The sequence below is a fragment of the Vreelandella sp. V005 genome (assembly GCF_052645115.1).
In genome coordinates this window covers 31,504-56,456 of sequence record NZ_JBQXYA010000011.1, presented here as the reverse complement: position 1 = coordinate 56,456, position 24,953 = coordinate 31,504, and the positions used below count along the sequence as shown (strand labels likewise).

Sequence of the window (24,953 nt, the reverse complement as noted above, 5' to 3'; positions counted from 1 at the left end):
CTTATTAAGGTACCCAGCCTAGCGCTATAAAGATTATAAAGATAGAAATGCGCTCTAAATGGCGGCTTTTTAACCGGCCGATAGGCGAGAAGCGGCGTTGCTGGTGAGGGGAAAATAGCTTGCAATTCAGCCATGAAAGCGTATTATATGCATCCGTTGCTTGGCGGGCGTCAATCCCTGTCATTGCTTAGCTGCAAGCTTTAGTGACGTTAAGTGATAGCAAGCTGATGTAATAGGACCATAGCTCAGTTGGTTAGAGCGCCACGTTGACATCGTGGAGGTCGGCGGTTCAAATCCGCCTGGTCCTACCAGTCGTTACCAGCACCTATTTTCAGGACCATAGCTCAGTTGGTTAGAGCGCCACGTTGACATCGTGGAGGTCGGCGGTTCAAATCCGCCTGGTCCTACCAGTTATCCTCAAAAATACCCCAACGCTCTCGGCTTGGGGTGTTTTTGTATGGGCCTTATTTGTATGGGCCTTAAGCGGTAGCGAATCGTTAAATTAGGGCGTCGTTAAATCGGGCAGCTCGGTTTGGCGTATAAATGTGGCGACTAGCGCTTCAATGCCTGCTTGATCTTGGGAAGTAAAGCGAGCGTTGAGCGGGCTATCGAGATCAAGGACACCCCACAGGTGGCCATTTGCCACGATAGGAACCACCAGTTCAGAGCGTGAGTTAGCATCGCAAGCGATGTGGTCGGCAACGGCATGTACGTCGTCGACTCGTTGAGTGGCTTGCTGGCGGGCAGCTGCGCCGCAAACGCCCTTACTAAAGGGAATCGGGTGGCAGGCTGGCTGTCCCTGGAAAGGGCCCAGACCCAAAACGCTGGGCTGGCGCTGAACATAAAAGCCGACCCAGTTAAGATCACTGATCTGCTGATTGATAAATGCGCACGTTTGGGCGCTGTTGGTGAGCCAGTCCCGTGTGTCGAGCAGTGCTTCGAGCTGACGATTCAGGAGTGGGTAGTCGACGCTGTTTGGCATGAGATCTCTCTTGGTGCTTACGCAACAGGCCGGCACTGTTGCAGGGGAATTACCCGTGCGTGCCGGCCTGTTGCTATCTATCGATGATGGCGTTGACGTTTTATTCAATCCAGCCGGGTACTGCCGCGCCTTTGAAGAGCTCTTCCGCTTTTTCGATCACTTCGTCGCGCTGATAAGCGTCGACCAGTTGGCGAATCTCTTCACGCTCTTCGTCACCGCCGCGCACAGCGATCAAATTGACGTAAGGCGACTCTGGGCCTTCTTTGATCAAGGCATCATCCAAGCTCAAGCCGGCTGGCTGGGCGAAGGTGTTGTTGATGAAAGCCATGTCCACATCAGGCAAAACGCGTGGAAGCTGGGCGGCCTCGATTTCGCGGAAGCGGAAGTCATGGGGGTTTTCCGCGATATCGATCGGTGTCGATTCGAGGAATTCTGGATCGTTAAGCGTTATTAAGCCTTCATTATGCATTAGGATCAGCGCACGGCCTTCATTGGAAGGGTCGTTGGGTAACGCAATTTGCGCGCCGTTGGGCAGGTCTTCAATGCTGTCGTATTTTTCTGAATAAGCGCCGATCGGGTACACGAACGTATAACCGGCAATCGCTAGGTCATAGCCGCGGTCTTCTACCATCGACTGTAAGTAAGGTTCGTGCTGGTAAGCGTTGGCGTCCAGGCTGCCGTCAGCCAGTGCGGCATTGGGTGTGACGTAATCGGTGAACTCGATGATTTCAACATCCAGGTCGTACTCTTCTTTGGCAATACGCGCCGCCACTTCCATTACTTCTGTTTCGGGGCCGGCAACCGTGCCCATCTTAATGCTACGCGTTTCAGCATTCGCGACGTTAACGGCCAGGGCTAGAGCGGTAAGGCTACCGATAATCAATTTTTGCATGTGTCTCTCCAATGACGTGGTACAGAGTGGTGCAATGATGAGGCAATAAGAATTCGTTGTCTAATGCGTTTTGGTTATAACTGATGGTTTCGCTGTGGTGCTTTTATTTACGGTCACTTTTGCGTACTAGGTAGTCCCCCAAGCTTTGAAAGACCTGCACCATCACGACCAGAATCACCACCGTAATCAACATGATGGTGGGATTAAAGCGGTTATAGCCATAACGGATGCCCAGGTCACCGAGTCCGCCGCCGCCAACAGCGCCTGCCATGGCGGAGTAGCTCACCAGGGTGACAGCCGTAATCGTCAAGCCTGTCATTATCCCGCCGCGAGCTTCGGGAATTAGCACTTTGCAAATAATCTGCCAAGGCGTTGCGCCCATGGCCTGCGCCGCTTCGACTAACCCTGGGGAAATTTCGTTGAGCGCGCCTTCCACTAGCCGAGCAACAAACGGAATGGCTGCAATGGTAAGTGGCACCGAGGCGGCGTTAATGCCAATCGAGGTGCCCACTAACATGCGCGTAAAGGGAATGATTGCGACCATTAAAATAATAAACGGAATCGAGCGACCTACATTGGTGATGATGCTCAGTGCCTGATTGAGCACCGGCTTCGCCAGTATTTGCCGTGGGCGGGTGACGTACAGCATCACGCCTAGCGGTAAACCAATGAGGGTGGAGATAAGCCCGGAAACGGCCACCATGTAAAGGGTGTCCAGCGTGGCCTGTAAAATAAGATCAATCATTGCGCTGGACATGGCCGAGTACCTCTACCTGTAGTTGATGAGATTCAAGATAGGTCATGGCTTGCTGGGTTTGCGCTGGGGTGCCCAGCAGTTCAGCGATCATCAGACCCAGGGTGCGTTCCTGAATCGACTCTACCTTGGCTTGCAGGATGCTGACATCGACACCGCACTCCCGAGCGAGACGAGAAATCAGCGGGGTGGAGACCGCGTCACCGGAAAACGTCAGCCGAACGACCGGATGGGTGTTTTCGCCCGGCGCATCCACGAGTCTTTCAATAAGTTCTTTGGGGGGTGTGAGCTGAAGGAAGTCATTTAGAAACTCACGACCTAGCTGAGTGCGGGGGGCGGTGAAAAAGTCGCCGACTTCTGAGTCCTCTACCAGCTCGCCGTCCGAGATCAGGCTGACCCGATGGCAAATCGACTTCACCACTTCCATTTCGTGGGTGATCAGCAGAATCGTGATCCCCAGTTGATAATTGATGTCGCGCAGCAGCTCAAGTATCGAGCTGGTGGTTTGTGGATCTAATGCCGAGGTTGCCTCATCGCACAGCAGCACCTGCGGCTTGCTTGCCAGCGCCCGTGCAATGGCGACACGCTGTTTTTGACCCCCTGATAGCTGGGCAGGGTACTGATTGGCTTTGTCTGCCAAGCCGACCATTTCCAATAAAGGAATGACGCGATCGCGAACGGTGTGGCGTTTTTGCCCCATGAGTTCAAGCGGTAGGGCAACGTTATCGAATACCGTCCGCGTGGTCAGCAAATTGAAGTGCTGAAAAATCATGCCGATGCGGTGGCGTGCCCGGTTTAGCGCGGCATTGTTTAGCCGGGTCATCTCTTGTCCATCTACTATAACGCTGCCGCTGGTGGGGCGCTCTAGGAGATTGACGCAGCGAATAAGGGTCGATTTGCCTGCACCAGACAAGCCAATGACGCCATGAATCGTCCCTTTGGGAACGATGAGATTGGCTTCTCTAAGTGCATGAATGGCATTCGAGCCGCTGCCCTTGGCGTTCGTGTAGTAGGTTTTACTGACGTTGTTAAGTTCAATCATAGCGTCTGCCTTAACGGTAGGCCGAAGACGGCGTGCGGGGTGCAAGCATTGGGCGGGTCAGTATAGGGTGGGCCAGCATCGAATGAGAAATAAAAAAGGCCACCCTAATGGGCGGCCATCAACGCTGGACACACCCTTTTAGCTGTACTTCGCCGGGTCGATGACTCGGTGGACGCCCGCAATCTGGGTACAAATCGGCGTCATTAAATTTGCGGCAGAAGCTTAGAGACACAGCGCTGTTTTGTCAATTATAAGGGTCTGATTTCATGGTTTAAGTGGCTAAGATAGACTTATTTTCTACTATTTATGATTTTTTGGGTGTTTAGTTCTAATCGGCGCCTGCAAAAGCGCCATCGACGCTATAAAAGCCATGTTGACTGAGACCTAGTATTTACCAGTCACGTAGAATAGACAGACAACGCTTTTGTGGCGGGTGACTATAAGCGATGTCCCCACCGATGAGAGTGCGCACATCGAGCGTCAGGGGATAGGTTTGTACCGATCGAAGAGCAATGTTATTGAACTACGTTTGACGCACTTAGCTTTTATCAATGAGGAGAATGAGCCAAATGTTTACTGGCATTGTGCAAGGGGTTGCTAAAGTCGTCGCAGTGCGTGAGCTGGATGATTTTCGGGTGCATGTGGTTGAAATGCCGCGCGAGATGCGTGAGGGGCTTGCGTTGGGGGCTTCTGTTGCCCATAACGGCGTCTGCTTGACGGTCACGGCTATTGAGGGGGATAGCGTTAGTTTTGACTTGATGCGTGAAACGCTAAGATTGACTAATCTTGGTGCAATCATGCCAGGGCAATGCGTCAATATAGAGCGTGCGGCGCGCTTTGGTGATGAGATTGGCGGGCACTCCATGTCTGGGCACATCATTTCCATGGCAGAAGTCGTGGCCATCGAAGAAGCGCCTAACAACCGTCGATTGTGGTTTTCTCTGCCAGAACGATTAGGTCGATTCGTATTCGAAAAAGGCTATATCGGTGTGGATGGTATTAGCTTGACCATTGGAGATGTGCGACAAGCGGATAGCGGCGGCATTGAGTTTAGTGTCAATTTAATCCCTGAGACGCTGTCACGTACCACGCTCCAAGACCGTGCACCGGGAGACTACGTGAACATTGAAATCGATCCGCAAACCCAGGTGATCGTTGAGACAGTGGAGCGCGTGCTTTCGCAAAAGCGGGGGTAGTTTAAAGATAACCGTTAGCGTCATCGTCTGCTGAGTTGACCGATCGGTTAGTTTCTGGCCTAAAGATTGCTTGGTATTCAGCGACGGGACGGATTCCGTTTCCCTTGGTCGCCAAGCTGAGGCGCTCGCATCACGATGAGCGTTTCGGTACTATGTGCGGCTTTTCTCAGCACCAGAACGCATACTCGTGCGCCGTTATCGCTAAGGATAATAAAATTCATGAAACGTCTGGATAACTACTTCAAGCTCACCGAGCAGAAAACCAATGTAAAAACAGAAGTGATCGCCGGGATTACCACCTTCCTGACGATGGCCTACATTATTTTTGTTAATCCGAGCATCTTGTCTGAAGCGGGCATGGATTACGGCGCGGTATTTGTGGCGACTTGTGTCGCCGCTGCGATCGGCTGTTTCGTGATGGGTTTATGGGCCAACTACCCGATTGCTCAGGCGCCCGGTATGGGCTTGAATGCCTTCTTCACTTACGGCGTTGTTTTGGGAATGGGGTACACATGGGAAGCCGCATTAGGGGCTGTGTTCTTCTCGGGGCTAACGTTCTTCTTGCTGAGTATCTTTAGAATTCGCGAGTGGATTATTAACTCTATCCCCATGACGCTGCGGCTAGGAATCGCTGCCGGTATCGGCCTTTTCTTGGCAATGATCGCGTTGAAAAACGCCGGTATCGTGGTCGCTAATCCCGCTACCTACGTTTCACTCGGTGATCTTTCTCAACCGCCAGCCATCTATGCGCTGTTGGGCTTTTTCGTGATTACCGCGCTTTCTTACTTGCGCGTTACCGGTGCGGTGATGATCGGTATCTTGGGCGTGACGGTAATTGCCATGGTACTGGGTCATAATGAGTATGGCGGTTTGATGTCGATGCCACCGTCGATTGCGCCTACGTTTATGGCCATGGATTTAATGGGCGCTTTAGATGTTGCGATGCTCAGCGTCATTTTTGCGTTCTTGTTCGTGGATCTGTTTGATACCTCAGGCACACTAGTGGGCGTTGCTCACCGAGGCAAGTTGCTGGATAAAGATGGCAAGCTTCCGCGCCTTGGCCGCGCCATGATGGCGGACAGCACCGCGTCGATGGCGGGCGCCGCCTTGGGTACTTCCACGACCACTAGCTATATTGAATCAACCGCAGGCATTGCATCGGGCGGGCGTACCGGCTTAACGGCTGTGGTCGTGGGTATCCTTTTCCTGGTCAGCTTGTTTTTTGCACCGCTGGCAGGCTCGATTCCGGCCTACGCGACCGCAGGCGCGCTGCTTTATGTGGCGGTTTTAATGGCGGGTAGCCTGGCGCATGCCAATTGGGAAGATCCTACCGATGCTGCGCCGGTGCTTATTGCTGCGCTGGCGATGCCGCTGACGTTTTCGATAGCCGAAGGGATTGCGCTCGGTTTCATTAGCTATGTAGCGATCAAAACGCTATCGGGAAGATTTAGCGACCTGAATCCGGCCGTGATTATTTTGGCGCTACTATTTGCGGCAAGGTACCTCTTCCTGGTTTGAGCGGCCTTTGCGCATTTACTATTTATTTTTACTACTCAATGAGAGACGCGATGAGCATTTACGGCGACTACATTAAGTCCGTTATTCGCACGGTTCCTGACTGGCCCGAGAAAGGCGTGAATTTTCGTGATATCACCCCTTTACTGCAAAATAGCGCTGCCTTTCGCAAGCTAATCGATAGCTTTGTGCACCGCTATCAGGAAATGAACCTGGATGCTATCGCGGCTATCGATGCCCGGGGTTTCATTATTGGCGCACCGCTGGCCTACGAATTAGGGTGTAGCTTTGTGCCGGTGCGCAAGAAAGGCAAGCTGCCGTTTAAAACCATTAGCGAGACTTATACATTGGAGTACGGGCATTCGGAGGTTGAACTGCACTCGGATGCTTTCCAGAAGGATGACCGTATCCTACTGATGGATGATTTGATCGCCACCGGCGGCACCATGCTGGCAGCGGCTAACCTTATCCAGCGCAGCGGCGGGCAGGTAGTGGAGACGGCCACGATTATCGATCTTCCTGAACTGGGCGGGTCACAAAAAATCCGCGATGCGGGTTACAGCGTATTCGCTGTTTGTTCATTCAACGAAGACGAGTAATCCCCATGAGCAGCGACCGTTATCACCAGCACTTTACTGTCTCCTGGGATCAACTTCACCGTGATGTGCGCACGCTTTGCCACCAGATGATCGAGCGGGATTTTAAAGGTATCGTGGCGATTACCCGCGGCGGTTTAATCCCCGCCGCGCTCATAGCGCGCGAGCTTAATATCCGCTTGATTGATACGGTGTGTATCAAAAGCTACGATCATATGGATCAAGGCGGCCTGGATATAATGAAAGGTGTCGATCATGACGGTGACGGCTGGCTGTTAGTCGATGACTTGGTAGATACCGGCAAAACCGCGCGCGCGGTGCGCAAAATGTTGCCTAAAGCCCACTTTGTCACGATCTACGCCAAGCCGGATGGCCGTCCGTTGGTTGATCAATACCTAACGGAAGTAGCACAGCAGTGCTGGATTCAATTCCCTTGGGATATGGGCGTTGCCTACGTTGAGCCACTCGTCGATCAAATGAAGAGGTAATGATGGTTAACCCACTTCCTAATGATTGGAGTCAGTGGCTGGGCGATGAATTTAACGCTGACTACATGCTGGCGCTAAAGGAATTTTTGGCCCAGCAGAAGGCGGCTAAAAAAGTCATTTACCCCCACTCAACGCACTGGTTTCGCGCCTTTGAGTTAACGCCTCTCAACGAAGTGAAAGTCGTCATCTTGGGGCAAGACCCGTATCACGGTCCCAACCAGGCACATGGCCTGGCCTTTTCTGTACAGCCCGGTGTGCCAATACCGCCGTCGCTGGCCAATATGTATAAAGAGCTGGCTAGCGATGTAGGTTTCAAACCGGTTAAGCATGGCTATTTGGAAAGCTGGGCAAAGCAGGGGGTGTTGATGTTAAACACCTCGCTAACCGTAGAGCAGGGCAACGCCGGTTCTCATCGCGGTAAAGGGTGGGAGGCGTTCACTGATCGTGCCATTGCAACCATTAGCCAGCATGCGTCACCCAGCGTGTTTCTTTTATGGGGAAGCCATGCACGTCAGAAGAAGGCATTGATCGACCAGCAGCGCCACTTAGTGCTGGAAGCCCCGCACCCTTCACCGCTCTCCGCACACCGGGGATTTTTTGGTACTCGCCATTTTTCCCAAGCGAATCAGTTTTTAGCATCGCAGGGGCGAACACCCATTGAGTGGCAATTACCGGAAACCCCTTAACCTCATAAGCGGTTGCGGGTAGAATGTGCGCAATTTTGCGCCTAGCGATACATCCAGGTTGCCATTTTGAATCCCCCCGCAGTGAGGAAGTCCCATGAGTGTTTACGCCATTAACCATCCGCTTGTTCAACATAAGCTGGGACTGATGCGCGAAGTCGATCTGAGCACCAAGAGCTTTCGTGAGCTGGCAGGAGAGGTAGCTAAGCTATTGACCTACGAAGCAACCAAAGGTCTTGAGCTAGAAGATCACGAAATTCAGGGATGGAACGGCGAGCCGATTGCGACACGTCGGCTCAAGGGTAAAAAAGTGACCGTTGTACCGATTCTGCGTGCAGGCCTGGGCATGTTAGAAGGGGTAACCGACTTGATCCCCAGTGCTCGCGTCAGTGTGGTCGGTCTTTATCGCGATGAAAAGACGCTGCAGCCAGTACCGTATTTCGCCAAATTCGCCAATGACATTGAAGAGCGGATGGCCATCGTCATTGACCCAATGCTAGCCACGGGCGGCTCGATGGTGGCGACGTTGGACATGCTTCGTGAGCGTGGCTGTGAACATATGAAAGTGATTGTGCTCGTGGCTGCCCCTGAAGGGATTAAACGGGTGCAAGACGCCTATCCCGACATCGAAATTTACACCGCCTCTGTCGATGACCGGCTCGATGAAAATGGCTATATCGTCCCCGGCTTAGGTGACGCTGGCGATAAGATTTTCGGAACGCGCTAGGCACTCTGCACAATATTGCCCCTTACGCTTTGCGTTGGGGGCATTTTTTTGTCCAACCACTCTCTAATAAATACGGGGAAATTTCTAATGCGTGATGCTGTCAGCCAGGCCGAGTCGTGGCCTAAAGTCGTGTTAACCGGTGCACAAATGCTCTTCGTCGCTTTTGGTGCCTTGGTATTAGTACCGCTTTTGACAGGGCTTGACCCGAGTGTCGCGCTGTTTACTGCCGGGGCTGGCACGTTGATATTTCATGCCGTGACCAAGCGGAGTGTGCCGGTATTTTTGGCCTCGTCGTTTGCCTTTATTGCGCCTATTCAGGGGTCGGTCGCAAGCTTTGGTGTGTCGGCTACCATGGGGGGGTTGATGGCGTCTGGGCTTGTGTACGTGGCAATTTCCCAAGCGGTGCGATTGAAAGGTACTGCTTGGCTGCACCGTTTGCTCCCGGCCGTCGTGGTCGGACCGGTGATCATGGTCATTGGTTTGGCCCTGGCGCCAGTGGCGGTCAGTATGGCGACCGGTGAAACCAGTGACAATATCGGCTATGGCCCGGCCATTTTTCTTTCCATGGCCAGTTTGCTGGTAACGCTAGTGCTGGCTGTGTTTGGGCGTGGCTTGCTTCGCCTAGTGCCTATTATGGGCGGTATCGTCACCGGTTACAGTTTGGCGCTATTAATGGGCCTGGTGGATTTTACGCCGGTACGCGAAGCAGCCTGGCTCTCGGTGCCCAGTTTTACCACGCCCAGTTTTCATTGGGCCGCTATCCTGTTTATGATTCCGGTCGCTATCGCACCGGCGGTGGAACATATTGGAGATATGGTGGCCATCGGTTCGGTGACACGTAAGAACTACCTGGAGAAGCCTGGCTTACATCGCACGCTGCTAGGCGATGGCTTGGCGACCAGCGTGGCGGCGCTATTTGGTGGGCCGCCAAACACTACCTACTCGGAAGTGACCGGCGCCGTCACGCTGACTCGCGCGTTTAACCCCACCTACATGATCGTGGCTGCCATTCTTGCCATTGTGCTGGCCTTCGTATCCAAGCTTGGGGCGTTGCTGCAGACCATCCCCGGCCCGGTGATGGGCGGCATCATGACATTACTGTTTGGCTCTATTGCGGTGGTCGGTATGAATACGCTAGTACGCGCAGGACAATCGTTGACCGCGCCTCGCAATTTAGTCGTGGTCTCGCTCATACTGGTATTTGGTATTGGCGGTATGCAGTTTGGGGGTGGTCAATTTACGCTGCAAGGCGTTAGCTTAGCCGCATTGGTAGGCATTGCGTTGAACTGGTTACTACCCCGCGAGCAAGAGGGAGAGTAACGTCTTTCGTATCAGACAGTGTGCGCCATTGGAAATGGTAAGTAGGAGTGTTGCCAGTATGGAAAACGAACTAACGGCTTCCTTTCCCGTGTTGGGGATTGCTGCCTGGAGCGGTACCGGCAAAACGACGCTGTTAGAAAAGCTGCTGCCCCAATTAGCGGAACATGGCTTGCAAGTGGCGGTCATCAAGCACGCACACCACGCGTTCGACGTCGACCAGCCTGGCAAGGATAGTTATAAGTTGCGCACGGCGGGGGCGGCCCCTGTTTTAGTCGCTTCCCGTCAACGTTTTGCGCTAATGCAAGAGACGCCTGACCAGCAAGAGCCTGATTTAGCCGAGCTTTTAACCATGATGATGCCGCACCATCCGGATTTGGTCATTGTCGAAGGCTTCAAAGCTTGGCCGTTCCCTAAGCTGGTGCTTTATCGCGAAGGGGTGGGCGATTCGGCCATTTTAACCGGCCCTTGGGTCGAAGCGGTCGCGCTGAGCGGCCCTTCGCCTATCGAGCTTGGCAACGTGGACCAGTTAGATCTCGATGACAGCGAAGCGATTTCGCGCTGGATAGTGGCCTGGGTAAACGCTAAAAAAACCACCATCGCGCCAAATGCTATCTCTTTATAAACCGTATCTTCACAAAACATGCCTTCACAAACTGTGGCTTCAAATAAGGAAAGGTGACCAACATGCATCTAACCCACCTCAACACTCGGGGCGAAGCCAACATGGTCGATGTCGGCGATAAGCAGGAAACACGTCGCGAAGCCGTCGCCTCGGGGCGCATTGTGATGCTGCCTGAAACGTTGACGCTGCTCAGCGAAGGTGGTTTGCCCAAAGGTGATGTTCTGGCTACCGCCCGGATTGCGGGCATCCAGGCGGCAAAACGCACCCATGAGCTCATTCCACTCTGCCATGCACTGGCGTTATCAAAAGTATCGGTTGAGTTCGAGATCGACATGATGGAGTGCTGTGTCCATGTGACGTCGCTATGTCGTTTAAATGGCCGCACAGGTGTCGAGATGGAGGCGCTGACGGCCGTTTCAGTCGCCTGCTTGACCCTTTACGATATGTGCAAGGCGGTCGATAAAGGCATGTGTATCGAAGCGATTCAGCTCGACAGCAAGCAGGGCGGTCAACGGGGGGATTATCAGCGTCAGAACAGGCAGTCGCCTATCGTGACCGGCGATGGCATATCAGGAGAAGTCAGCCTGGGAGAGCGTTGCCCTTCACCCTGCGTGCGGGTGAAATTTCTGGCCGAACTGCGTGAGCGGGTAGGCGAAAGCGAGGCAACGGTCGGGCTGGATCAGCTTGCCAGCCGTGATATTGGCGGGTTAAAAGCGGCGCTTGCCGAGCGCGATGGCCGGTTTAAACTACTTGCCGACCAGCGTACGTTATGTGCGATCAATCAAGTGATGGCAAACGACGACACATTAGTAACCGATGATGACGAAGTGGCTTTCTTTCCACCCGTAACAGGGGGTTAACGTTGGACATTAACGTGGCGGTTCAAGCAGCGCCTTTTTCAATGGACTATGGCTATAGCGAGGTATTAAACGGGCGTAGCGATATTGGCGCGGTGGTGAGTTTTACCGGGCTGGTGCGTGATTTCAATGAAACGCCCGATGTCACCGGGTTAACACTTGAGCATTATCCGGGGATGACCGAGCGCTCCCTAACGGCAATCGGTGAGCAGGCCTGGCGGCGCTGGTCGCTACAGGCAGTGCGGATCATTCATCGTGTGGGTTACTTGGCGCCAGGCGACCCCATCGTTCGCGTGCTGGTGGCCAGCGCCCATCGCCGAGAGGCGTTCGAGGCGTGTGATTTTATTATGGACTTTTTAAAGACTCAGGCGCCATTCTGGAAGAAAGAGCACTCTACACACGGCGAGTATTGGGTCAAAGAGCGTCACTCCGACCAGCAGGACGCAGCGCGCTGGAATTGAGATCCAGCGTCTCTACGTCTTCGCAATAAGGCAGCCGCCCTAGCGGTGGGCGGTATTGTCTAGGGTGATGGCCTCGGGCATTTCGGCGGCCATAATTTGCAGGTGTACATCAGGCAGATGCTGCATATGCTCTGCCAGCCAATGTACCAGGCGCGGCTGCAGGGCGTGGCGAAGATCTGCAAGCGTCTCAGCCGCAATCTCTGCGAGCTGCTCATCCAGCCAATCGCTAAAGCTATCCTCATCCAGCGGGCTTGCGCCTGTGGCATCCAACATTAATCGGCCAATGCGCGCCCACCCGGTATCGGTCGCGGTCACCGGCAGGGCTAGATATAAACTACCGCGGCGTGCCGTGCTGGCATCTTTGACTTCTAACCCTGGATGAGGCACCACGCTGTTTTGGCTGACGATGCAGGGGGGCTGAGGGTAGCGTGCCTCGCAGCGCAGTCCTTGGTTATCGAAACTAATTAAATCGCCGTTAACGGGCGTGAGGGGCGCACTAATCCCTAATTGGCTGGCAATGGCCTGATGTGCCTGCTGATGCCTTGCTTCGCCATGCACGGGAATCAAGTGCGCGGGTTTGACCCATTGATAGAGTTTCACCAACTCATCCTGCGCAGGATGACCTGTAGCATGCAGTTCGGGGTGGTTGTTTTCGTCGTAAACCCGCACGCCCAGCTGTGTAAAACGCTTTTTAAGCTGTTCAATAGGGCGCTCGTTGCCCGGAATGGCTTTGGCTGAAAAGATAACGTTATCGCCTGGCTGCAAATCCACGAAGGGGTGCCGGCCTTGTGCAAGGCGCTGTAGCGCGGCACGGGGCTCTCCTTGGCTGCCAGTCGCGATGATCATCACTTCATCCGGAGGCAAATAGCCTAGGTCATGATTGGGTACCAGTGGCGGTAAGTCATCCATATAGCCAAGCCCACGCGCAACGCTCACCATTCGCTCCATTGAACGGCCCATCAAGCTGATGCGTCGGCCACACTGATGCGCGGCGCGCCCAATCGCCAATACTCGCGCAAGGTTGCTGGCAAAGCAGGAAACAACCACACGGCCCTGGCATTGGCTAAGCGTTTTTATCAGCGCTTTCGCCACATCGCCTTCACTGCCGGAATGGCCTGGCATAGGCGCGTTGGTGGAATCGCCCACCACTAAATCGACCGGTGCAAGCGCTCTAAACTGCGCCGGGCTTACCGGTGTACCAATCAGTGGTTCAGGATCGAGTTTCCAGTCACCGGTATGCAACACACGATAGCCGCCGGCCATCAAGAGAATGGCGCAGCTTTCGGGTATCGAATGCGTCAGCGGCAGATAGCGCAGCGTAAACGGCCCGCTTTCAAGCGCTTCGCCTGGTTCGATGACGTGGATCGCCGCACTGCTCAGTTGATGTTCAGCGAATTTGAGTCGTAACAGTCCCGCCGCTAATGGGGTGGCATAAATAGGGCAGTTCCACATCGGCCACAGCCATGCGACGGCGCCAATGTGATCTTCATGTCCGTGGGTAATAAAGAGTGCTTTCGGCACGATGCCGAGTGCCTTCGGAGTATCGAGGTTAGGCACCTGCAGCGGTGAGTTAGGAAGATCCTGTCGAATCATCATGCCGCAATCGACGGCAATCCAATGATCGTCATAGCCATAGAGCGTTAGATTCATGCCAATCTCACCGCATCCCCCCAGCGGCAACATGCGCAGCGGTGGACGGCGACGGGGACGAATTTGAACGCGTGTAGAGTGCATCAGTTATGAAAAGCCTAAAAAGTAGTGACTTAACTATACGGTAAGGCGGGGTCAGCTAACAATGATCCGTGTCCTTCCGATACACTATGCAGACCAAGCCATTGGTTGTCATAAATACCTTAGAAGTAGGTCAAGAGTCGCTCATATGTCTCATTATTACCGTTTAGTTGTATCCTGCCCTGATCGGGTGGGTATTGTTGCCCGGGTATCGAGTTTTATTGCTCAACAAGGCGGGTCTATCACCGAAGCTAGCCAGCACTCCGATTTAGAAACGGGCTGTTTCTTTATGCGTTACGAAATTCTGGCGGATTCGGTAGGTATGTCGGTAGAGGCACTGCGGACGGCCTTTGAACCGGTGGCGGATGAGTTCAATATGCAGTGGTCGTTGGTGGATACGCAGCAGCGTCGCCGTGTGGTCCTGATGGTTTCCCGCGAGTCTCACTGCTTGGTAGATTTGCTGTATCGCTGGCAGGCGGGGGAGCTAGATTGCGATATCGTTAGCGTTATTTCCAACCATGACGATATGCGTTCATTGGTGGAGTGGTACGGCATTCCTTACCAGCATGTGCCCGTCGACGCCGATAACAAGCAGGCCTCGTTTGCCAAAGTGCAAGCCGAAATCGATAGCGCCCGGGCTGATTGCGTCGTGCTGGCGCGTTATATGCAAATTCTTCCGCCTGACTTGTGCGCGCGCTATGCAGGCCGAGTGATTAATATTCATCATAGTTTTTTACCCTCCTTTGCGGGCGCTAAACCCTACCATCAGGCTTACCAACGTGGGGTTAAACTGATTGGCGCGACGTGCCACTATGTGACGGAAGAGCTCGATGCGGGCCCGATCATCGAACAGGATATTCATCGCGTGAGCCACTGCCACACGCCGACCGATTTAGTTCGTTTCGGCCGTGATGTTGAAAAGGCCGTGCTCGCTCGGGGTTTACGCTGGCATCTGGAGGCTCGCGTCCTGGTGCATGGCAACAAGACCGTCGTGTTTAGTTAACGCCCGATAAGATGAGAGGCCGCTATGTCATTTGCGCAAAATGTATTGGCGCCCTGGGCGCTGATACTCACCTCACTACTCTCGCTGAGCGTCGTGGTGTGGGCGCTTTGGGGGCGGCCTTGGCAAGTGTTGATCGAGGATACGGCGCTTCAGCACCGATGGTTAGGCGCAACGCTGGCCGTGGTACTGATGTGGCAACTACGCGCTCAAGCGGTAGATTGGCTAACGTTACATCTGGTCTTTACGGTTTTGATGACGCTGGTTTTTAAAGCGCCATTAGCGCTGATCAGCAATGTACTTATCAACGTGGCAATGGTGGCTATTGGCCGCAATGAGTGGATGCTGCTGGGGCCGAATGTGCTGGTGACGGGGATCATTCCGGCGGCCATCACGGGCACGGTTTGGCGGCTGGCAGATCGTCGTCTGCCGGATAATTTAATGGTGTTTCTATTTGCCTGCGGCTTTTTTGGCGCGGCATTGGCAACGCTGGTGGCGGGGCTATCAGCCGTGTTGCTGATCACCATTGCCGGCACCGATCCTGACGCTATCTATTTGGCCCAAGAGTATGCACGGTTCTTGCCCTTGTTGATGCCTTCGGAGGCGTTTATCACCGGTATGCTGCTGAGTATTCTGATGGTCTATCATCCCCATTGGGTGGCCACGTTTAATGACCACCGTTATATCGATAGGCAGTAGCGGCTATTACTAGCCAACATTAGCCAAGCGCTTGGCCACTGCCACCGCGAATGACGCCAACGCCGACACCTTCGATGTCCAGCGACTGTGAGCGCAGGTCGATCTCAATGGGCGCAAAGTCGGGATTTTCCGCGAATAGCGTGACCTGATGTCCCTGACGCTGGAAGCGTTTGACGGTCACTTCATCGTCTAAGCGTGCCACCACAATCTGGCCATCGCGCACTCGCTCGGTGCGGTGAACTGCGAGTAGATCTCCTTCCAAGATGCCGATGTCCTTCATTGATAGCCCACGCACGCGCAGCAGGTAATCAGCCTTGGGCGTGAAGTATTCAGCGGGCAGAGGGCAGTAGCGGTCTATATGTTCGGCGGCGAGGATAGGGCTCCCCGCGGCGACTTCTCCAATCACTGGTAGCCCCGTCGGCGCTGGGTCAAGGGTGGCAGTGGGTGATTCGATCAGCGTGTTGTCGATTACCTCTTGGGGCTCTTGGTTGGGCAGTCGAATACCGCGGGATGTATTGCGGATGATGCGAATAACGCCTTTGCGCTCGAGTGCGCGCAGGTGCTCTTCTGCTGCGTTGGGTGAACGGAAGCCCAACGCTTTAGCAATTTCAGCGCGGGTCGGAGGGTAGCCAAATTCGCCCATGGTTTTAACGATAAAATCAAAAACGTGCTGTTGGCGAGCGGTTAGCGGACGCGACATACCAGACTCCAAAATAGTGAATAGACGGTGACTGTTTAAATGACGACTTAATCGATAAGTGGTTAAGTATACAGTATGTTCCTCTGTCCAGTATATGGCTTGTCAATCCGTGGATATCAACTCAGCGAAATTTTAATAATCGTTTGAAACTAAGTTTCTACTTATTTAGACAGCCACATTTCATCAGAAAATCAAGCGTTGAGCCTACCTGCGTTATGGCATAGTATTTTGCGATGTTTAAAACATCCGTTTCCCCGGAGAGCAGCATGGCTCAATCTGATACGGTAACTCGAATACTCGACACTGCGGAAGTGCTGTTTGCAGAGCGTGGTTTTGCTGAAACCTCGCTGCGCAACATCACTAGCAAAGCGCGGGTCAATTTAGCCGCTGTGAATTACCATTTCGGTTCGAAAAAAGCCTTGATCCAGGCTGTTTTTTCGCGCTATCTGGACCCCTTCACTCAGCGCTTTCACACGGCACTCGATGAGCTGGAAGCCCAGCATGCCGGGGGCGTCATTCCGCTTGAATTGCTGCTCGAAACAATGGCGAATACCGTGCTGGCGGTGCCGGCGGAGCGCAATAGCTTAAAGGTGTTCATGCGCTTGTTAGGGCTTGCCTATAGCCAAGCCCAGGGGCATCTTCGGCGTCATATTCAGCAGGAGTATGGGGATGTGTTCACGCGCTTCACTGAGCTAGTGCGACAAGCCACACCCGACTTGCCTGACGCTGAGCGCTTTTGGCGACTACACTTTATGCTTGGCACTGTGATTTTTACGCTTTCAGGGCTCGATGCGCTTCGCGATATCGCCGAAAAGGATTATCACGAGCAAGTGACCGTGCGCGATTTGGTGAGACGCTTGCGCCCGGTCGTGGTTGCCGCCATGAATGCACCGTTGCCCTCAGCGCTTGAAGAAGGAAAATATGCGAACGCCCAGGCTCGCTGAGCTACCCCCTATAGAGAACATTTGGTTAGACATAGATACCACTCAACAGCGGTTACGCTGCTGGCGAGGGCCAAAAGTGTTGCATGAGTGTGACATATCGTCAGGTGTCGCCGGTGTCGGAGAGCGTAACGGTAGTGGTAAAACCCCTCATGGCTGGCACTATATTCGGGCGGCGATCGGCGAGGGGGCGCCTGATAATGCGGTATTTCGTGGTCGTCGCTGGACCGGCGAGGAATTTTCTCCTGCGCTAGCGAAGGCGCATCCCGAGCGTGACTGGATTTTGACGCGTATCCTGTGGCTGTGTGGGTTAGAAAAAGGCGTTAACCGCGGTGGCCAGGTAGATTCCCAGCGGCGTTATATTTATCTGCACAGCACGCCTTCTGACCAGCCTATGGGCGTTGCTGCTTCTCATGGCTGTATTCGTTTACGCACCAATGATTTGCTGTATATCTTTTCATTAGCGCTGCCAGGCACTCCCGTTTGGTTGCACGGCGGTCGTCAATCGTTTGACTGATCAGTTTTGACTCCGCTAGACGATCGTCTAGAATCATCGCCCTTTTAAATGGACCTGTCACGATGACTCAACCGCTAGGCCCGGTCATGCTCGACCTTGAAGGCCCGACATTAACGGCTGCAGAAAAACGCTTACTGCGGGAGCCGAGCGTAGGGGGCGTCATTTTATTTGCGCGCAATGTCGAGAATGGTTATCAAGTTCGCAAGCTATGCAGCGATATTCGCCGTGTGCGGGCGGACTTACTGCTTGCCGTTGATCAAGAAGGGGGGCGCGTTCAGCGCATTAAGGAGGGAATGACGCGCTTGCCTGCCATGGCGCGCATTGGCGAGTGGTATCACGCGAACCCGAATGACGGTCTTGTGCTGGCAAAAGATGCGGGCTGGCTACTGGGTATGGAAATGGCGGCCTGCGGCTTGGATTTGAGCTTTGCGCCGGTGCTCGATGTCGAGAGCGGCGTATCGAGCGTTATTGGTGACCGAAGCTTCAGCCGTAACCCTGAGCATGTGGCGCAATTGGGTGGCGCTTTTATTCAAGGGCTCCACGAAGCCGGTATGGCCGCTGTAGGCAAACATTTTCCCGGCCATGGCGGTGTTGCCGCAGACTCTCACGTCGCACTGCCGGTGGATGATCGCCCCTTAGACGTGATCAAACAGCGCGATCTTGTACCCTTTACCCAGTTAGCAGCAGCATTAGACGGGGTAATGCCTGCACACGTCATCTACAGTGCTTTTGACACGCGTCCAGCAGGCTTTTCCCCTCATTGGCTAGGGATGTTACGCGAGTCGTTGGGCTTTAAAGGCTGCATCTTTTCGGATGATTTGAGCATGGCGGGTGCCCACGAAGCAGGCGGGCCCAAACAGCGTGCCCAGGCTGCGCTAGCGGCGGGCTGCGATATGCTGTTGGTGTGCAATGATCGCGCCGCCGCGCTGGAGGTTGTTGAAGCCTGCCGAAGTATCGAAACTAAGCGCCCCGCCAAGCTTCGCTACAGTCGCGCACGACCCGACCTCGACGCCTTAAGTGCGCTGGGACGCTGGCGGCGTGCCCACGCTAAACTCGAAGCACTGGCTGATAAACCGAAACCCAATACGTTGTGAATATCCGTGTTACTGCGATTAACGCTTTCAACCCGCCTGGAGTTTAGATGTCAAAGTTGGATAAAGAAGCATTAGAGTCATTGGATTCAATGCGTGAATTGATGGATAACGCCGACTGCCTTATCTCTCAGCAAGAAGTAGAGAAAGCGCTTGATCGTATGGCGGAAGCGATCACACATGATTTAGGCGACAAACTGCCGGTTTTTTACTGTGTCATGAATGGCGGCTTAATCACTACCGGCCATCTGCTGACCCGGTTGGGTTTCCCGCTGGAAGTGGATTATTTACACGCCACCCGCTATCGCAATGAGCTACGCGGTGGTGAACTGTTTTGGCGCGTTTCTCCTGAGGTGCCCATGGCGGGGCGCCATGTGGTCATCGTCGACGACATTTTGGACGAAGGGGCAACGCTTGCGGCGATTTTAGCCTACTGTGAAGAAGCTCAGGCCGCCAGTGTGACCACGGCCGTGCTGGTCGATAAGCAGCACAACCGCAAAGCTGTCCCAGGATTAAAGGCCGACTACTGCAGCTTGGAAGTCGCCGACCGCTACGTGTTTGGTTTTGGTATGGACTACAAAGGCTATTGGCGCAATGCGCCGGGCATATTTGCCCCAAAGGGAATGTAAAGTAGCCGTACTAAATCTTAGCGGGGCGAAAAGCGCCTCGCTAAACCCGTCTCAGCAATCATCCGCGTTGATATCTCTTCCACCGAGAAGCGTGTCGCATCAATAAAGGGAATATGCATGGTGCGGTACAGCGACTCTGCCTGTTCGACTTCCTGAAGACACTGATCAATGGAGCTGTAACGGCTATTCGGTCGGCGCTCATTACGTATCGCGGATAAACGCCGCGCATCAATGGTTAACCCAAACAGTTTTTGACGATGGGGCGCTAGTGCCTTCGGCAGCTTTAGCATGCCATCTTCGTCTAAATCATCTTCCGTTAGTGGATAGTTGGCCGCGCGAATTCCAAACTGAAGCGCTAGATAGAGCGAAGTGGGTGTTTTACCGCAGCGTGATACGCCAACCAGAATAATGTCAGCTTTGTCGTATTGATGCGTGCGCGCCCCGTCATCGTTATCAAGGGCAAAATGCACCGAGTGGATGCGATCCATATAGACATCATCGCTACCAATCGAGTGCGTTCTTCCCACGCTGTAGGAGGAGTGAGTATTGAGCTCCTGTTCCAGTGGCTCTAGAAAAGTAGAAAAGATATCGACTTTGAAACCCGACGCCTGACGAATGACGTTACGAATCTGTTGATCAACGATAGTATCGATGATGATGGGGCGCTGTCCGTCACGGTTAGCGGTTGCTTCGATAATCGCTGCTAGCGCCTGGGCTTTTTCCAACGTATCGATATAGGGCTTGGTCTGCATGTCGATTTCGACATCGCTGAACTGGGCCAGCAGGCTGCGCCCCAAGCTTTCCGCCGTGATCCCGGTACCATCAGAGATAAAAAAAGCCGTACGTTTCATAGTGACATCCACTGGTAATTAACGGCGCCATTGTGTGCTGAGACGCTAGCTAGAGCAACTCGCGAAAGGTCGTGGTGAGGTGGGCGCCAGAAAGCTGACTACACAAATGTCTTCAAAACACTGAATGTTGTAAAAATCCTCCCTGCCCTTCGCTATTAGACCAATGGAGAATACATTGGCGCGGTGCTAGGGTGTCTCAATGAATAATCCATGATCCTAGCGCTAATGACATTGCTAGTGATCATGTCGATGTCTTTGAGCGAGGGGGTTACGTGGAAGAGTACATTCTGTGGTTCGATCAGTTGGGTATGTCAGACGTCGAACGCGTGGGTGGTAAAAACGCCTCGTTAGGAGAAATGATCTCCAATCTTTCGGGTGCTGGCGTAACGGTGCCTGGCGGTTTTGCCACCACTGCTCATGCCTACCGCGAGTTTCTCTCCCACGAAGGGCTTAACGAGCGTATCAATACAACGCTTGCGCGCTTGGATGTAGACGATGTTAAAGCACTTGCCGAGGCGGGCCGTCACATCCGCCAATGGATTATTGATACGCCGTTGCCGCCTAACTTTGAAACAGCCCTCCGCGATGCTTACGGTCAACTGCAACAGCAACACCCACAGCTAAAAGTAGCGGTGCGTAGCTCTGCCACCGCCGAAGATTTACCCGATGCTTCCTTCGCTGGGCAGCAGGAAACCTTTCTCAATATTGAAGGTTTCGACAATATCAAGCGTGCGGTGCATGAAGTCTTTGCCTCGTTGTTCAACGATCGCGCTATTTCCTATCGCGTGCATCGCGGCTACGCCCATGAAAACGTCGCCTTGTCTGCCGGTGTTCAGAAAATGGTGCGCTCCGAGATTGGTGCGTCCGGCGTCATGTTTACCTTGGATACCGAATCCGGTTTTAAAGATGCCGTTTTTGTTACCGCCTCATGGGGGTTGGGCGAAACCGTCGTGCAAGGTGCGGTAAATCCCGACGAATTTTACGTCCATAAGCCGACCTTGGCGGCAGGGCGCCCGGCGGTGCTGCGTCGTAACTTGGGTTCCAAGCTGATCAAGATGGTTTACGGCCAGGATACGAGTGCTGGCAAGTCGGTTGAGACCGTCGATGTGCCGCACCAGGACCGCGGTCGTTTCTGTCTGGACGATCAGCAAGTCATGGAGCTGGCGCGTCAGGCCATGACGATCGAACAGCACTATCAGCGCCCGATGGATATTGAGTGGGCGCTTGATGGTGACGATGGTGAGTTATATATCGTGCAGGCTCGTCCTGAAACGGTTGTCTCCCAGCAGGAAGGTGGCAAGCTCGAGCGTTTCCAGCTGCGTGAAAAAGGTCGCACCTTGATTACCGGGCGAGCGATTGGTCAGCGCATTGGCCGGGGCACGGTCAAAGTTGTGCTGAGCCCAGATGATATGGACAAAATTCATGATGGCGACATTCTGGTCACTGATATGACGGACCCGGATTGGGAGCCCATCATGAAGCGAGCTTCCGCCATCGTCACCAACCGGGGTGGGCGGACCTGCCATGCCGCCATCATTGCGCGTGAGCTGGGTATTCCCGCCGTTGTTGGCTGTGGCGATGCGACGACGCAGTTGCAAGAAGGTATCGACGTGACGGTTTCATGCGCGGAAGGCGATACCGGCAATGTCTACGAAGGGTTGCTCGAGTTTGACTGCAAAGTTTCCAGTGTCGACGCCATGCCGGAAATCCCTTTCAAGATCATGATGAATGTGGGCAACCCTGATCGTGCCTTCGGCTTTGCCAGCTTGCCCCACGCAGGCGTGGGGTTGGCGCGGCTGGAATTCATCATTAACCGTATGATCGGCGTTCACCCTAAAGCGCTGCTGGAATACGCTACGCTGCCGGTGGATTTGCAGCAGGTGATCGATTTGCGCACGGCCGGCTATGCCGACCCGGTTAATTTTTACGTCGATAAGCTGGTTGAGGGTATTTCAACGCTGGCGGCAGCGTTCCATCCTCAGCGTGTAATCGTGCGACTGTCAGACTTTAAGTCCAACGAATACGAAAACCTGATTGGCGGTAAGCTCTATGAGCCGGGTGAAGAGAACCCGATGTTGGGTTTCCGCGGTGCATCGCGCTACATCTCTGAAGCATTTCGGCCCTGTTTTGAACTCGAGTGCCGTGCGCTCAAAAGAGTGCGCGAAGAGATGGGCTTTGAGAATATCGAAATCATGGTGCCCTTCGTCCGTACTACCGATGAAGCACGTGAGGTCGTGGAGCTGCTTGCGGCGAACGGCCTGGAGCGGGGCGGCGCGACGGATCTAAAAGTGATCATGATGTGCGAGCTGCCTGCGAATGCACTGCTGGCTGATGAGTTTCTGGAATACTTTGACGGTTTTTCTATTGGTTCCAATGATCTAACCCAGTTAACCTTGGGGTTAGATCGTGATTCGGGCATCGTGGCACATCTCTTTGATGAGCGTAATGGCGCCGTTAAAAAGCTACTTGCCATGGCTATCCAGGCCTGTAAGGCGAAGGGTAAATACGTCGGCATTTGTGGCCAGGGACCCTCAGACCACCCCGATCTGGCCAAGTGGTTGATGGAACAGGGCATCGACTCTGTATCGCTCAATCCCGATGCAGTGCTGGAAACGTGGTTTATGCTCGCAGGGCAAAAAATCGAATAGGTGTGTTGTTCCAAGCGTACCGCTTGCGCCCGGCCATTGTGCCGGGCGTTGCTATTTTTATAAGCTACTCTTGGGGTAGATAGCGAGGGTGGCTGGCGCTGGTTGTAGCAAGTATTGCTGATCGGTCAGCGGCATATGGCCACTCTGTTATAGAACGTGTTTAGGTCGTTTTTGATAGATCGTTTGTTGTTTCACTAGCCGCAGGAGAGCGTCAAGATGTCCCCAAAACGGATTAGGTTTGTATTGCCAGGCTTACTGGTATTGCCGATTTATAGCTGGGGGTTTAGCTACGAAACGCCCTCAATTTCGCCAGAAAGCGAGTCTGGCTATGAAGAAAAACCGGGTTGGTCCGCTGAGTCATTTGCGGTTGCTGCGGCCAATCCGCTCGCCACGGATGCTGGTTATCAGGTGTTAAAAGCAGGCGGTAATGCTATTGACGCCGCTATTGCGGTGCAGCTGGTGTTGAACTTGGTAGAACCCCAGTCGAGCGGCATCGGGGGCGGTGCTTTTCTGATGACTTACGATGGCGGCGAAGTGCGCGCCTATGACGGTCGCGAAACCGCACCGCAAGCTGTCAATAGCGACCTATTTTTGCAGGATGGTGAGCCACTCGAGTTTAACCAAGCGGTGGTGAGCGGCCTTTCAGTCGGTGTGCCGGGCACGCTGCGGATGCTTGAAAAAGCCCATGCGGAACAGGGCGAGCTGGCTTGGGCAGAACTATTTACCCCGGCGATCACTTTGGCCGAAGAGGGCTTTGCTGTCAGCAACCGATTGCATACCAGCTTGGCCAATGATGAGTTCCTGCGCCAAGACCGGTTAGCTAGTCAGTTTTACTATGATGCGCAGGGGGAGCCTATTGCCGTCGGTGAAACGCTAAAAAATCCGGCCTTGGCAGAGGTGCTTCGGCGTGTAGCCGCTCAAGGTAGCGCAGCCTTTTATGAAGGAGAAGTGGCTGAAGATATCGTTGAACGTGTTCAGAATCATCCTGAGCGGCCAGGGGCCTTGGTGCTTGAAGACCTGAGCGGTTATGAGGCGTTGAACCGTGAGCCGCTTTGCACGCCCTGGCAGCAGTGGGAAGTTTGCGGGTTTCCACCCCCGTCTTCGGGCCACCTTACTGTCATGCAGATTTTGGGCATGCTTGACCAACAGCCGCTGCTTGAAGCCCCGTTGGATAACGGCGCTTCAAGCAGCGGGTGGTTACACCAATTCCTCGAAGCATCGCGGCTTGCGTTTGCCGACCGTGGTCGTTACATCGCCGATCCTGATTTTGTCGAGGCGCCGGGGGGCGATTGGTCATCGATGTTAGCGCCTGATTACCTTGAGAAACGCAGCGAGCTGATCGATGAAATGAGCATGGGCGAGAATGCCGAGCCGGGTAACCCGGGTGAGCTAGCCGTGAGTTGGGCCAGTCAGCCGGAACAGCCTGAATACGGTACCAGCCATATCAGCATCGTGGATGATGAGGGTAACGCGGTGGCCATGACCACCACGATTGAGCAGGCGTTCGGCTCTCGGATTCTGTCCGATGGGGGCACAGGTTTAGCGGGTGGTTTCTTGCTCAACAATGAATTGACTGATTTCTCTTTTGTGCCTGAAGTAGACGGTGAGCCTGTGGCTAATCGCGTAGAGCCCGGTAAACGCCCGCGTTCCAGCATGAGCCCGACGTTAGTCTTTGACCAAGAAAGCGGAGAGCTAGTGGCCAGCCTGGGGTCGCCGGGCGGGGCAGCGATCATCCATTACACGGCTCGTACTCTAGTGGCGCTGCGTGACTGGGGATTGAGTGCTCAGGAAGCGCTCAATCTGCCGCATGCCATTACGCTGGGCGGCGATGTCTACGTTGAAGAGGGGCGTTTTCCAGAGGCAACGATGGACGCGCTGCGCGAGCGGGGGCATACGGTCAGCGAGCGGGAGCTTACCAGCGGCCTCCAGGCCATCATGCGGCTTAACGACGGCACCCTGTTTGGCGGTGCCGACCCGCGGCGTGAAGGCGTGGTAATGGGCGATTAATCGG

The 24,953-nt window shown here is 54.0% G+C and carries 25 protein-coding genes and 2 tRNA genes; 20 read left to right on the top strand and 7 right to left on the bottom strand.

All coding sequences use genetic code 11. The features are described from left to right. The first annotated feature begins 234 nt into the window (after positions 1 to 234). Both ACUN8H_RS17800 and ACUN8H_RS17795 read left to right on the top strand, forming a co-directional pair. Positions 235 to 311, top strand: a tRNA-Val gene (locus ACUN8H_RS17800). A 22-nt stretch (positions 312 to 333) separates the two neighbouring features. Next, positions 334 to 410, top strand: a tRNA-Val gene (locus tag ACUN8H_RS17795). Positions 411 to 502: 92 nt separating this feature from the next. On the opposite strand, the gene ACUN8H_RS17790 is transcribed toward ACUN8H_RS17795, so the two are convergent. From ACUN8H_RS17790 to ACUN8H_RS17775, 4 genes are all read right to left on the bottom strand, one after another. Further along, entirely contained in the window at positions 503 to 982 is a 480-nt protein-coding gene (locus tag ACUN8H_RS17790; RefSeq protein ID WP_445533377.1) for a GAF domain-containing protein, read from the bottom strand. Positions 983 to 1,082: 100 nt separating this feature from the next. After that, positions 1,083 to 1,874, bottom strand: a complete 792-nt coding sequence (locus ACUN8H_RS17785) for a MetQ/NlpA family ABC transporter substrate-binding protein (RefSeq protein WP_445533376.1) — start codon at positions 1,872 to 1,874, stop codon at positions 1,083 to 1,085. 103 nt (positions 1,875 to 1,977) lie between these two features. Beyond that, positions 1,978 to 2,631 carry a methionine ABC transporter permease gene (locus ACUN8H_RS17780; protein ID WP_445533375.1) on the bottom strand — a complete coding sequence of 218 codons (654 nt, stop codon included), beginning with the start codon at positions 2,629 to 2,631 and terminating at the stop codon, positions 1,978 to 1,980. Continuing rightward, positions 2,612 to 3,670: a methionine ABC transporter ATP-binding protein gene (locus ACUN8H_RS17775; RefSeq protein WP_445533374.1), complete on the bottom strand. Its 1,059-nt coding sequence runs from the start codon at positions 3,668 to 3,670 to the stop codon at positions 2,612 to 2,614. Before ACUN8H_RS17775 ends, ACUN8H_RS17780 begins: the two co-directional genes overlap by 20 nt. A 569-nt stretch (positions 3,671 to 4,239) precedes the next feature. Between ACUN8H_RS17775 and ACUN8H_RS17770 the strand changes: the two genes are divergently transcribed. The 10 genes from ACUN8H_RS17770 (at position 4,240) to moaE (ending at position 12,135) form a co-directional block, all read left to right on the top strand. Beyond that, positions 4,240 to 4,866 carry a riboflavin synthase subunit alpha gene (locus ACUN8H_RS17770; protein ID WP_445533424.1) on the top strand — a complete coding sequence of 209 codons (627 nt, stop codon included), beginning with the start codon at positions 4,240 to 4,242 and terminating at the stop codon, positions 4,864 to 4,866. A gap of 219 nt (positions 4,867 to 5,085) precedes the next feature. Continuing rightward, entirely contained in the window at positions 5,086 to 6,384 is a 1,299-nt protein-coding gene (locus tag ACUN8H_RS17765; protein ID WP_445533373.1) for an NCS2 family permease, read from the top strand. A gap of 50 nt (positions 6,385 to 6,434) precedes the next feature. Beyond that, the gene (locus ACUN8H_RS17760) at positions 6,435 to 6,980 is read left to right on the top strand and encodes an adenine phosphoribosyltransferase (RefSeq protein ID WP_290694915.1); all 546 of its coding nucleotides are present in this window, start codon (positions 6,435 to 6,437) and stop codon (positions 6,978 to 6,980) included. A 5-nt stretch (positions 6,981 to 6,985) separates the two neighbouring features. Continuing rightward, positions 6,986 to 7,465: a xanthine phosphoribosyltransferase gene (gene gpt, locus ACUN8H_RS17755; RefSeq protein ID WP_008956229.1), complete on the top strand. Its 480-nt coding sequence runs from the start codon at positions 6,986 to 6,988 to the stop codon at positions 7,463 to 7,465. Between the two features lie 2 nt (positions 7,466 to 7,467). Continuing rightward, positions 7,468 to 8,151: a uracil-DNA glycosylase gene (gene ung / locus ACUN8H_RS17750; RefSeq protein ID WP_445533372.1), complete on the top strand. Its 684-nt coding sequence runs from the start codon at positions 7,468 to 7,470 to the stop codon at positions 8,149 to 8,151. A gap of 94 nt (positions 8,152 to 8,245) precedes the next feature. Further along, the gene (gene upp / locus ACUN8H_RS17745) at positions 8,246 to 8,875 is read left to right on the top strand and encodes a uracil phosphoribosyltransferase (RefSeq protein ID WP_290694909.1); all 630 of its coding nucleotides are present in this window, start codon (positions 8,246 to 8,248) and stop codon (positions 8,873 to 8,875) included. Positions 8,876 to 8,962: 87 nt separating this feature from the next. Further along, on the top strand, positions 8,963 to 10,195 hold the full coding sequence (locus tag ACUN8H_RS17740; protein WP_445533371.1) for a uracil-xanthine permease family protein: 1,233 nt from the start codon (positions 8,963 to 8,965) through the stop codon (positions 10,193 to 10,195). A 58-nt stretch (positions 10,196 to 10,253) separates the two neighbouring features. Continuing rightward, on the top strand, positions 10,254 to 10,817 hold the full coding sequence (gene mobB, locus ACUN8H_RS17735) for a molybdopterin-guanine dinucleotide biosynthesis protein B (RefSeq protein ID WP_445533370.1): 564 nt from the start codon (positions 10,254 to 10,256) through the stop codon (positions 10,815 to 10,817). Positions 10,818 to 10,879: 62 nt separating this feature from the next. Further along, entirely contained in the window at positions 10,880 to 11,677 is a 798-nt protein-coding gene (moaC, locus tag ACUN8H_RS17730; RefSeq protein WP_445533369.1) for a cyclic pyranopterin monophosphate synthase MoaC, read from the top strand. Between the two features lie 2 nt (positions 11,678 to 11,679). Then, positions 11,680 to 12,135, top strand: coding sequence for a molybdopterin synthase catalytic subunit MoaE (gene moaE / locus ACUN8H_RS17725; protein WP_445533368.1), 456 nt, complete (start codon positions 11,680 to 11,682; stop codon positions 12,133 to 12,135). 39 nt (positions 12,136 to 12,174) lie between these two features. Here the strand turns inward: moaE and ACUN8H_RS17720 are convergent, their stop codons facing one another. Then, positions 12,175 to 13,785: a ribonuclease J gene (locus ACUN8H_RS17720; RefSeq protein WP_445533423.1), complete on the bottom strand. Its 1,611-nt coding sequence runs from the start codon at positions 13,783 to 13,785 to the stop codon at positions 12,175 to 12,177. A 229-nt stretch (positions 13,786 to 14,014) separates the two neighbouring features. Here ACUN8H_RS17720 and purU point away from each other — a divergent pair, with 229 nt between their 5' ends. Both purU and ACUN8H_RS17710 read left to right on the top strand, forming a co-directional pair. Continuing rightward, positions 14,015 to 14,869: a formyltetrahydrofolate deformylase gene (gene purU, locus ACUN8H_RS17715; RefSeq protein WP_445533367.1), complete on the top strand. Its 855-nt coding sequence runs from the start codon at positions 14,015 to 14,017 to the stop codon at positions 14,867 to 14,869. Between the two features lie 24 nt (positions 14,870 to 14,893). Continuing rightward, the gene (locus tag ACUN8H_RS17710) at positions 14,894 to 15,565 is read left to right on the top strand and encodes an energy-coupling factor ABC transporter permease (protein WP_445533366.1); all 672 of its coding nucleotides are present in this window, start codon (positions 14,894 to 14,896) and stop codon (positions 15,563 to 15,565) included. 19 nt (positions 15,566 to 15,584) lie between these two features. Here ACUN8H_RS17710 and lexA read toward each other — a convergent pair whose 3' ends face one another. Then, the gene (gene lexA, locus ACUN8H_RS17705) at positions 15,585 to 16,265 is read right to left on the bottom strand and encodes a transcriptional repressor LexA (RefSeq protein WP_445533365.1); all 681 of its coding nucleotides are present in this window, start codon (positions 16,263 to 16,265) and stop codon (positions 15,585 to 15,587) included. 266 nt (positions 16,266 to 16,531) lie between these two features. Here lexA and ACUN8H_RS17700 point away from each other — a divergent pair, with 266 nt between their 5' ends. From ACUN8H_RS17700 to ACUN8H_RS17685, 4 genes are all read left to right on the top strand, one after another. Beyond that, positions 16,532 to 17,209 (top strand): TetR/AcrR family transcriptional regulator, encoded by a 678-nt coding sequence (locus tag ACUN8H_RS17700; RefSeq protein ID WP_290694894.1) that lies wholly within the window; start codon positions 16,532 to 16,534, stop codon positions 17,207 to 17,209. After that, a complete protein-coding gene (locus ACUN8H_RS17695) occupies positions 17,187 to 17,723 on the top strand; it encodes a L,D-transpeptidase family protein (RefSeq protein WP_445533364.1) in 537 nt (178 codons plus the stop codon). Before ACUN8H_RS17700 ends, ACUN8H_RS17695 begins: the two co-directional genes overlap by 23 nt. A 62-nt stretch (positions 17,724 to 17,785) precedes the next feature. Further along, complete coding sequence (nagZ, locus tag ACUN8H_RS17690; protein ID WP_445533363.1) at positions 17,786 to 18,817, top strand: beta-N-acetylhexosaminidase; 1,032 nt, start codon at positions 17,786 to 17,788, stop codon at positions 18,815 to 18,817. Between the two features lie 47 nt (positions 18,818 to 18,864). Next, positions 18,865 to 19,443, top strand: a complete 579-nt coding sequence (locus ACUN8H_RS17685) for a hypoxanthine-guanine phosphoribosyltransferase (protein WP_445533362.1) — start codon at positions 18,865 to 18,867, stop codon at positions 19,441 to 19,443. Between the two features lie 17 nt (positions 19,444 to 19,460). Here the strand turns inward: ACUN8H_RS17685 and ppsR are convergent, their stop codons facing one another. Continuing rightward, positions 19,461 to 20,294, bottom strand: a complete 834-nt coding sequence (ppsR, locus tag ACUN8H_RS17680) for a posphoenolpyruvate synthetase regulatory kinase/phosphorylase PpsR (RefSeq protein WP_445533361.1) — start codon at positions 20,292 to 20,294, stop codon at positions 19,461 to 19,463. Positions 20,295 to 20,566: 272 nt separating this feature from the next. Between ppsR and ppsA the strand changes: the two genes are divergently transcribed. Both ppsA and ggt read left to right on the top strand, forming a co-directional pair. Further along, complete coding sequence (gene ppsA, locus ACUN8H_RS17675; protein ID WP_445533360.1) at positions 20,567 to 22,942, top strand: phosphoenolpyruvate synthase; 2,376 nt, start codon at positions 20,567 to 20,569, stop codon at positions 22,940 to 22,942. A 216-nt stretch (positions 22,943 to 23,158) separates the two neighbouring features. Continuing rightward, the gene (gene ggt / locus ACUN8H_RS17670; RefSeq protein ID WP_445533359.1) at positions 23,159 to 24,949 is read left to right on the top strand and encodes a gamma-glutamyltransferase; all 1,791 of its coding nucleotides are present in this window, start codon (positions 23,159 to 23,161) and stop codon (positions 24,947 to 24,949) included. Positions 24,950 to 24,953 lie beyond the last annotated feature (4 nt).

What these genes read in the sequence shown, in the direction of transcription:
- ACUN8H_RS17780 (WP_445533375.1), bottom strand. Translation starts at nt 2,631, where the DNA reads ATGTCCAGCGCAATGATTGATCTTATTTTACAGGCCACGCTGGACACC.
- lexA (WP_445533365.1), bottom strand. Translation starts at nt 16,265, where the DNA reads ATGTCGCGTCCGCTAACCGCTCGCCAACAGCACGTTTTTGATTTTATC.
- upp (WP_290694909.1), top strand. Translation starts at nt 8,246, where the DNA reads ATGAGTGTTTACGCCATTAACCATCCGCTTGTTCAACATAAGCTGGGA.
- purU (WP_445533367.1), top strand. Translation starts at nt 14,015, where the DNA reads ATGTCTCATTATTACCGTTTAGTTGTATCCTGCCCTGATCGGGTGGGT.
- ACUN8H_RS17710 (WP_445533366.1), top strand. Translation starts at nt 14,894, where the DNA reads ATGTCATTTGCGCAAAATGTATTGGCGCCCTGGGCGCTGATACTCACC.
- ggt (WP_445533359.1), top strand. Translation starts at nt 23,159, where the DNA reads ATGTCCCCAAAACGGATTAGGTTTGTATTGCCAGGCTTACTGGTATTG.
- ACUN8H_RS17775 (WP_445533374.1), bottom strand. Translation starts at nt 3,670, where the DNA reads ATGATTGAACTTAACAACGTCAGTAAAACCTACTACACGAACGCCAAG.
- ACUN8H_RS17720 (WP_445533423.1), bottom strand. Translation starts at nt 13,785, where the DNA reads ATGAATCTAACGCTCTATGGCTATGACGATCATTGGATTGCCGTCGAT.
- ppsR (WP_445533361.1), bottom strand. Translation starts at nt 20,294, where the DNA reads ATGAAACGTACGGCTTTTTTTATCTCTGATGGTACCGGGATCACGGCG.
- ung (WP_445533372.1), top strand. Translation starts at nt 7,468, where the DNA reads ATGGTTAACCCACTTCCTAATGATTGGAGTCAGTGGCTGGGCGATGAA.
- ACUN8H_RS17770 (WP_445533424.1), top strand. Translation starts at nt 4,240, where the DNA reads ATGTTTACTGGCATTGTGCAAGGGGTTGCTAAAGTCGTCGCAGTGCGT.
- ACUN8H_RS17785 (WP_445533376.1), bottom strand. Translation starts at nt 1,874, where the DNA reads ATGCAAAAATTGATTATCGGTAGCCTTACCGCTCTAGCCCTGGCCGTT.
- nagZ (WP_445533363.1), top strand. Translation starts at nt 17,786, where the DNA reads ATGACTCAACCGCTAGGCCCGGTCATGCTCGACCTTGAAGGCCCGACA.
- mobB (WP_445533370.1), top strand. Translation starts at nt 10,254, where the DNA reads ATGGAAAACGAACTAACGGCTTCCTTTCCCGTGTTGGGGATTGCTGCC.
- ACUN8H_RS17760 (WP_290694915.1), top strand. Translation starts at nt 6,435, where the DNA reads ATGAGCATTTACGGCGACTACATTAAGTCCGTTATTCGCACGGTTCCT.
- ACUN8H_RS17695 (WP_445533364.1), top strand. Translation starts at nt 17,187, where the DNA reads ATGCGAACGCCCAGGCTCGCTGAGCTACCCCCTATAGAGAACATTTGG.
- ACUN8H_RS17765 (WP_445533373.1), top strand. Translation starts at nt 5,086, where the DNA reads ATGAAACGTCTGGATAACTACTTCAAGCTCACCGAGCAGAAAACCAAT.
- ACUN8H_RS17740 (WP_445533371.1), top strand. Translation starts at nt 8,963, where the DNA reads ATGCGTGATGCTGTCAGCCAGGCCGAGTCGTGGCCTAAAGTCGTGTTA.
- ACUN8H_RS17790 (WP_445533377.1), bottom strand. Translation starts at nt 982, where the DNA reads ATGCCAAACAGCGTCGACTACCCACTCCTGAATCGTCAGCTCGAAGCA.
- ACUN8H_RS17700 (WP_290694894.1), top strand. Translation starts at nt 16,532, where the DNA reads ATGGCTCAATCTGATACGGTAACTCGAATACTCGACACTGCGGAAGTG.
- moaC (WP_445533369.1), top strand. Translation starts at nt 10,880, where the DNA reads ATGCATCTAACCCACCTCAACACTCGGGGCGAAGCCAACATGGTCGAT.
- ACUN8H_RS17685 (WP_445533362.1), top strand. Translation starts at nt 18,865, where the DNA reads ATGTCAAAGTTGGATAAAGAAGCATTAGAGTCATTGGATTCAATGCGT.
- gpt (WP_008956229.1), top strand. Translation starts at nt 6,986, where the DNA reads ATGAGCAGCGACCGTTATCACCAGCACTTTACTGTCTCCTGGGATCAA.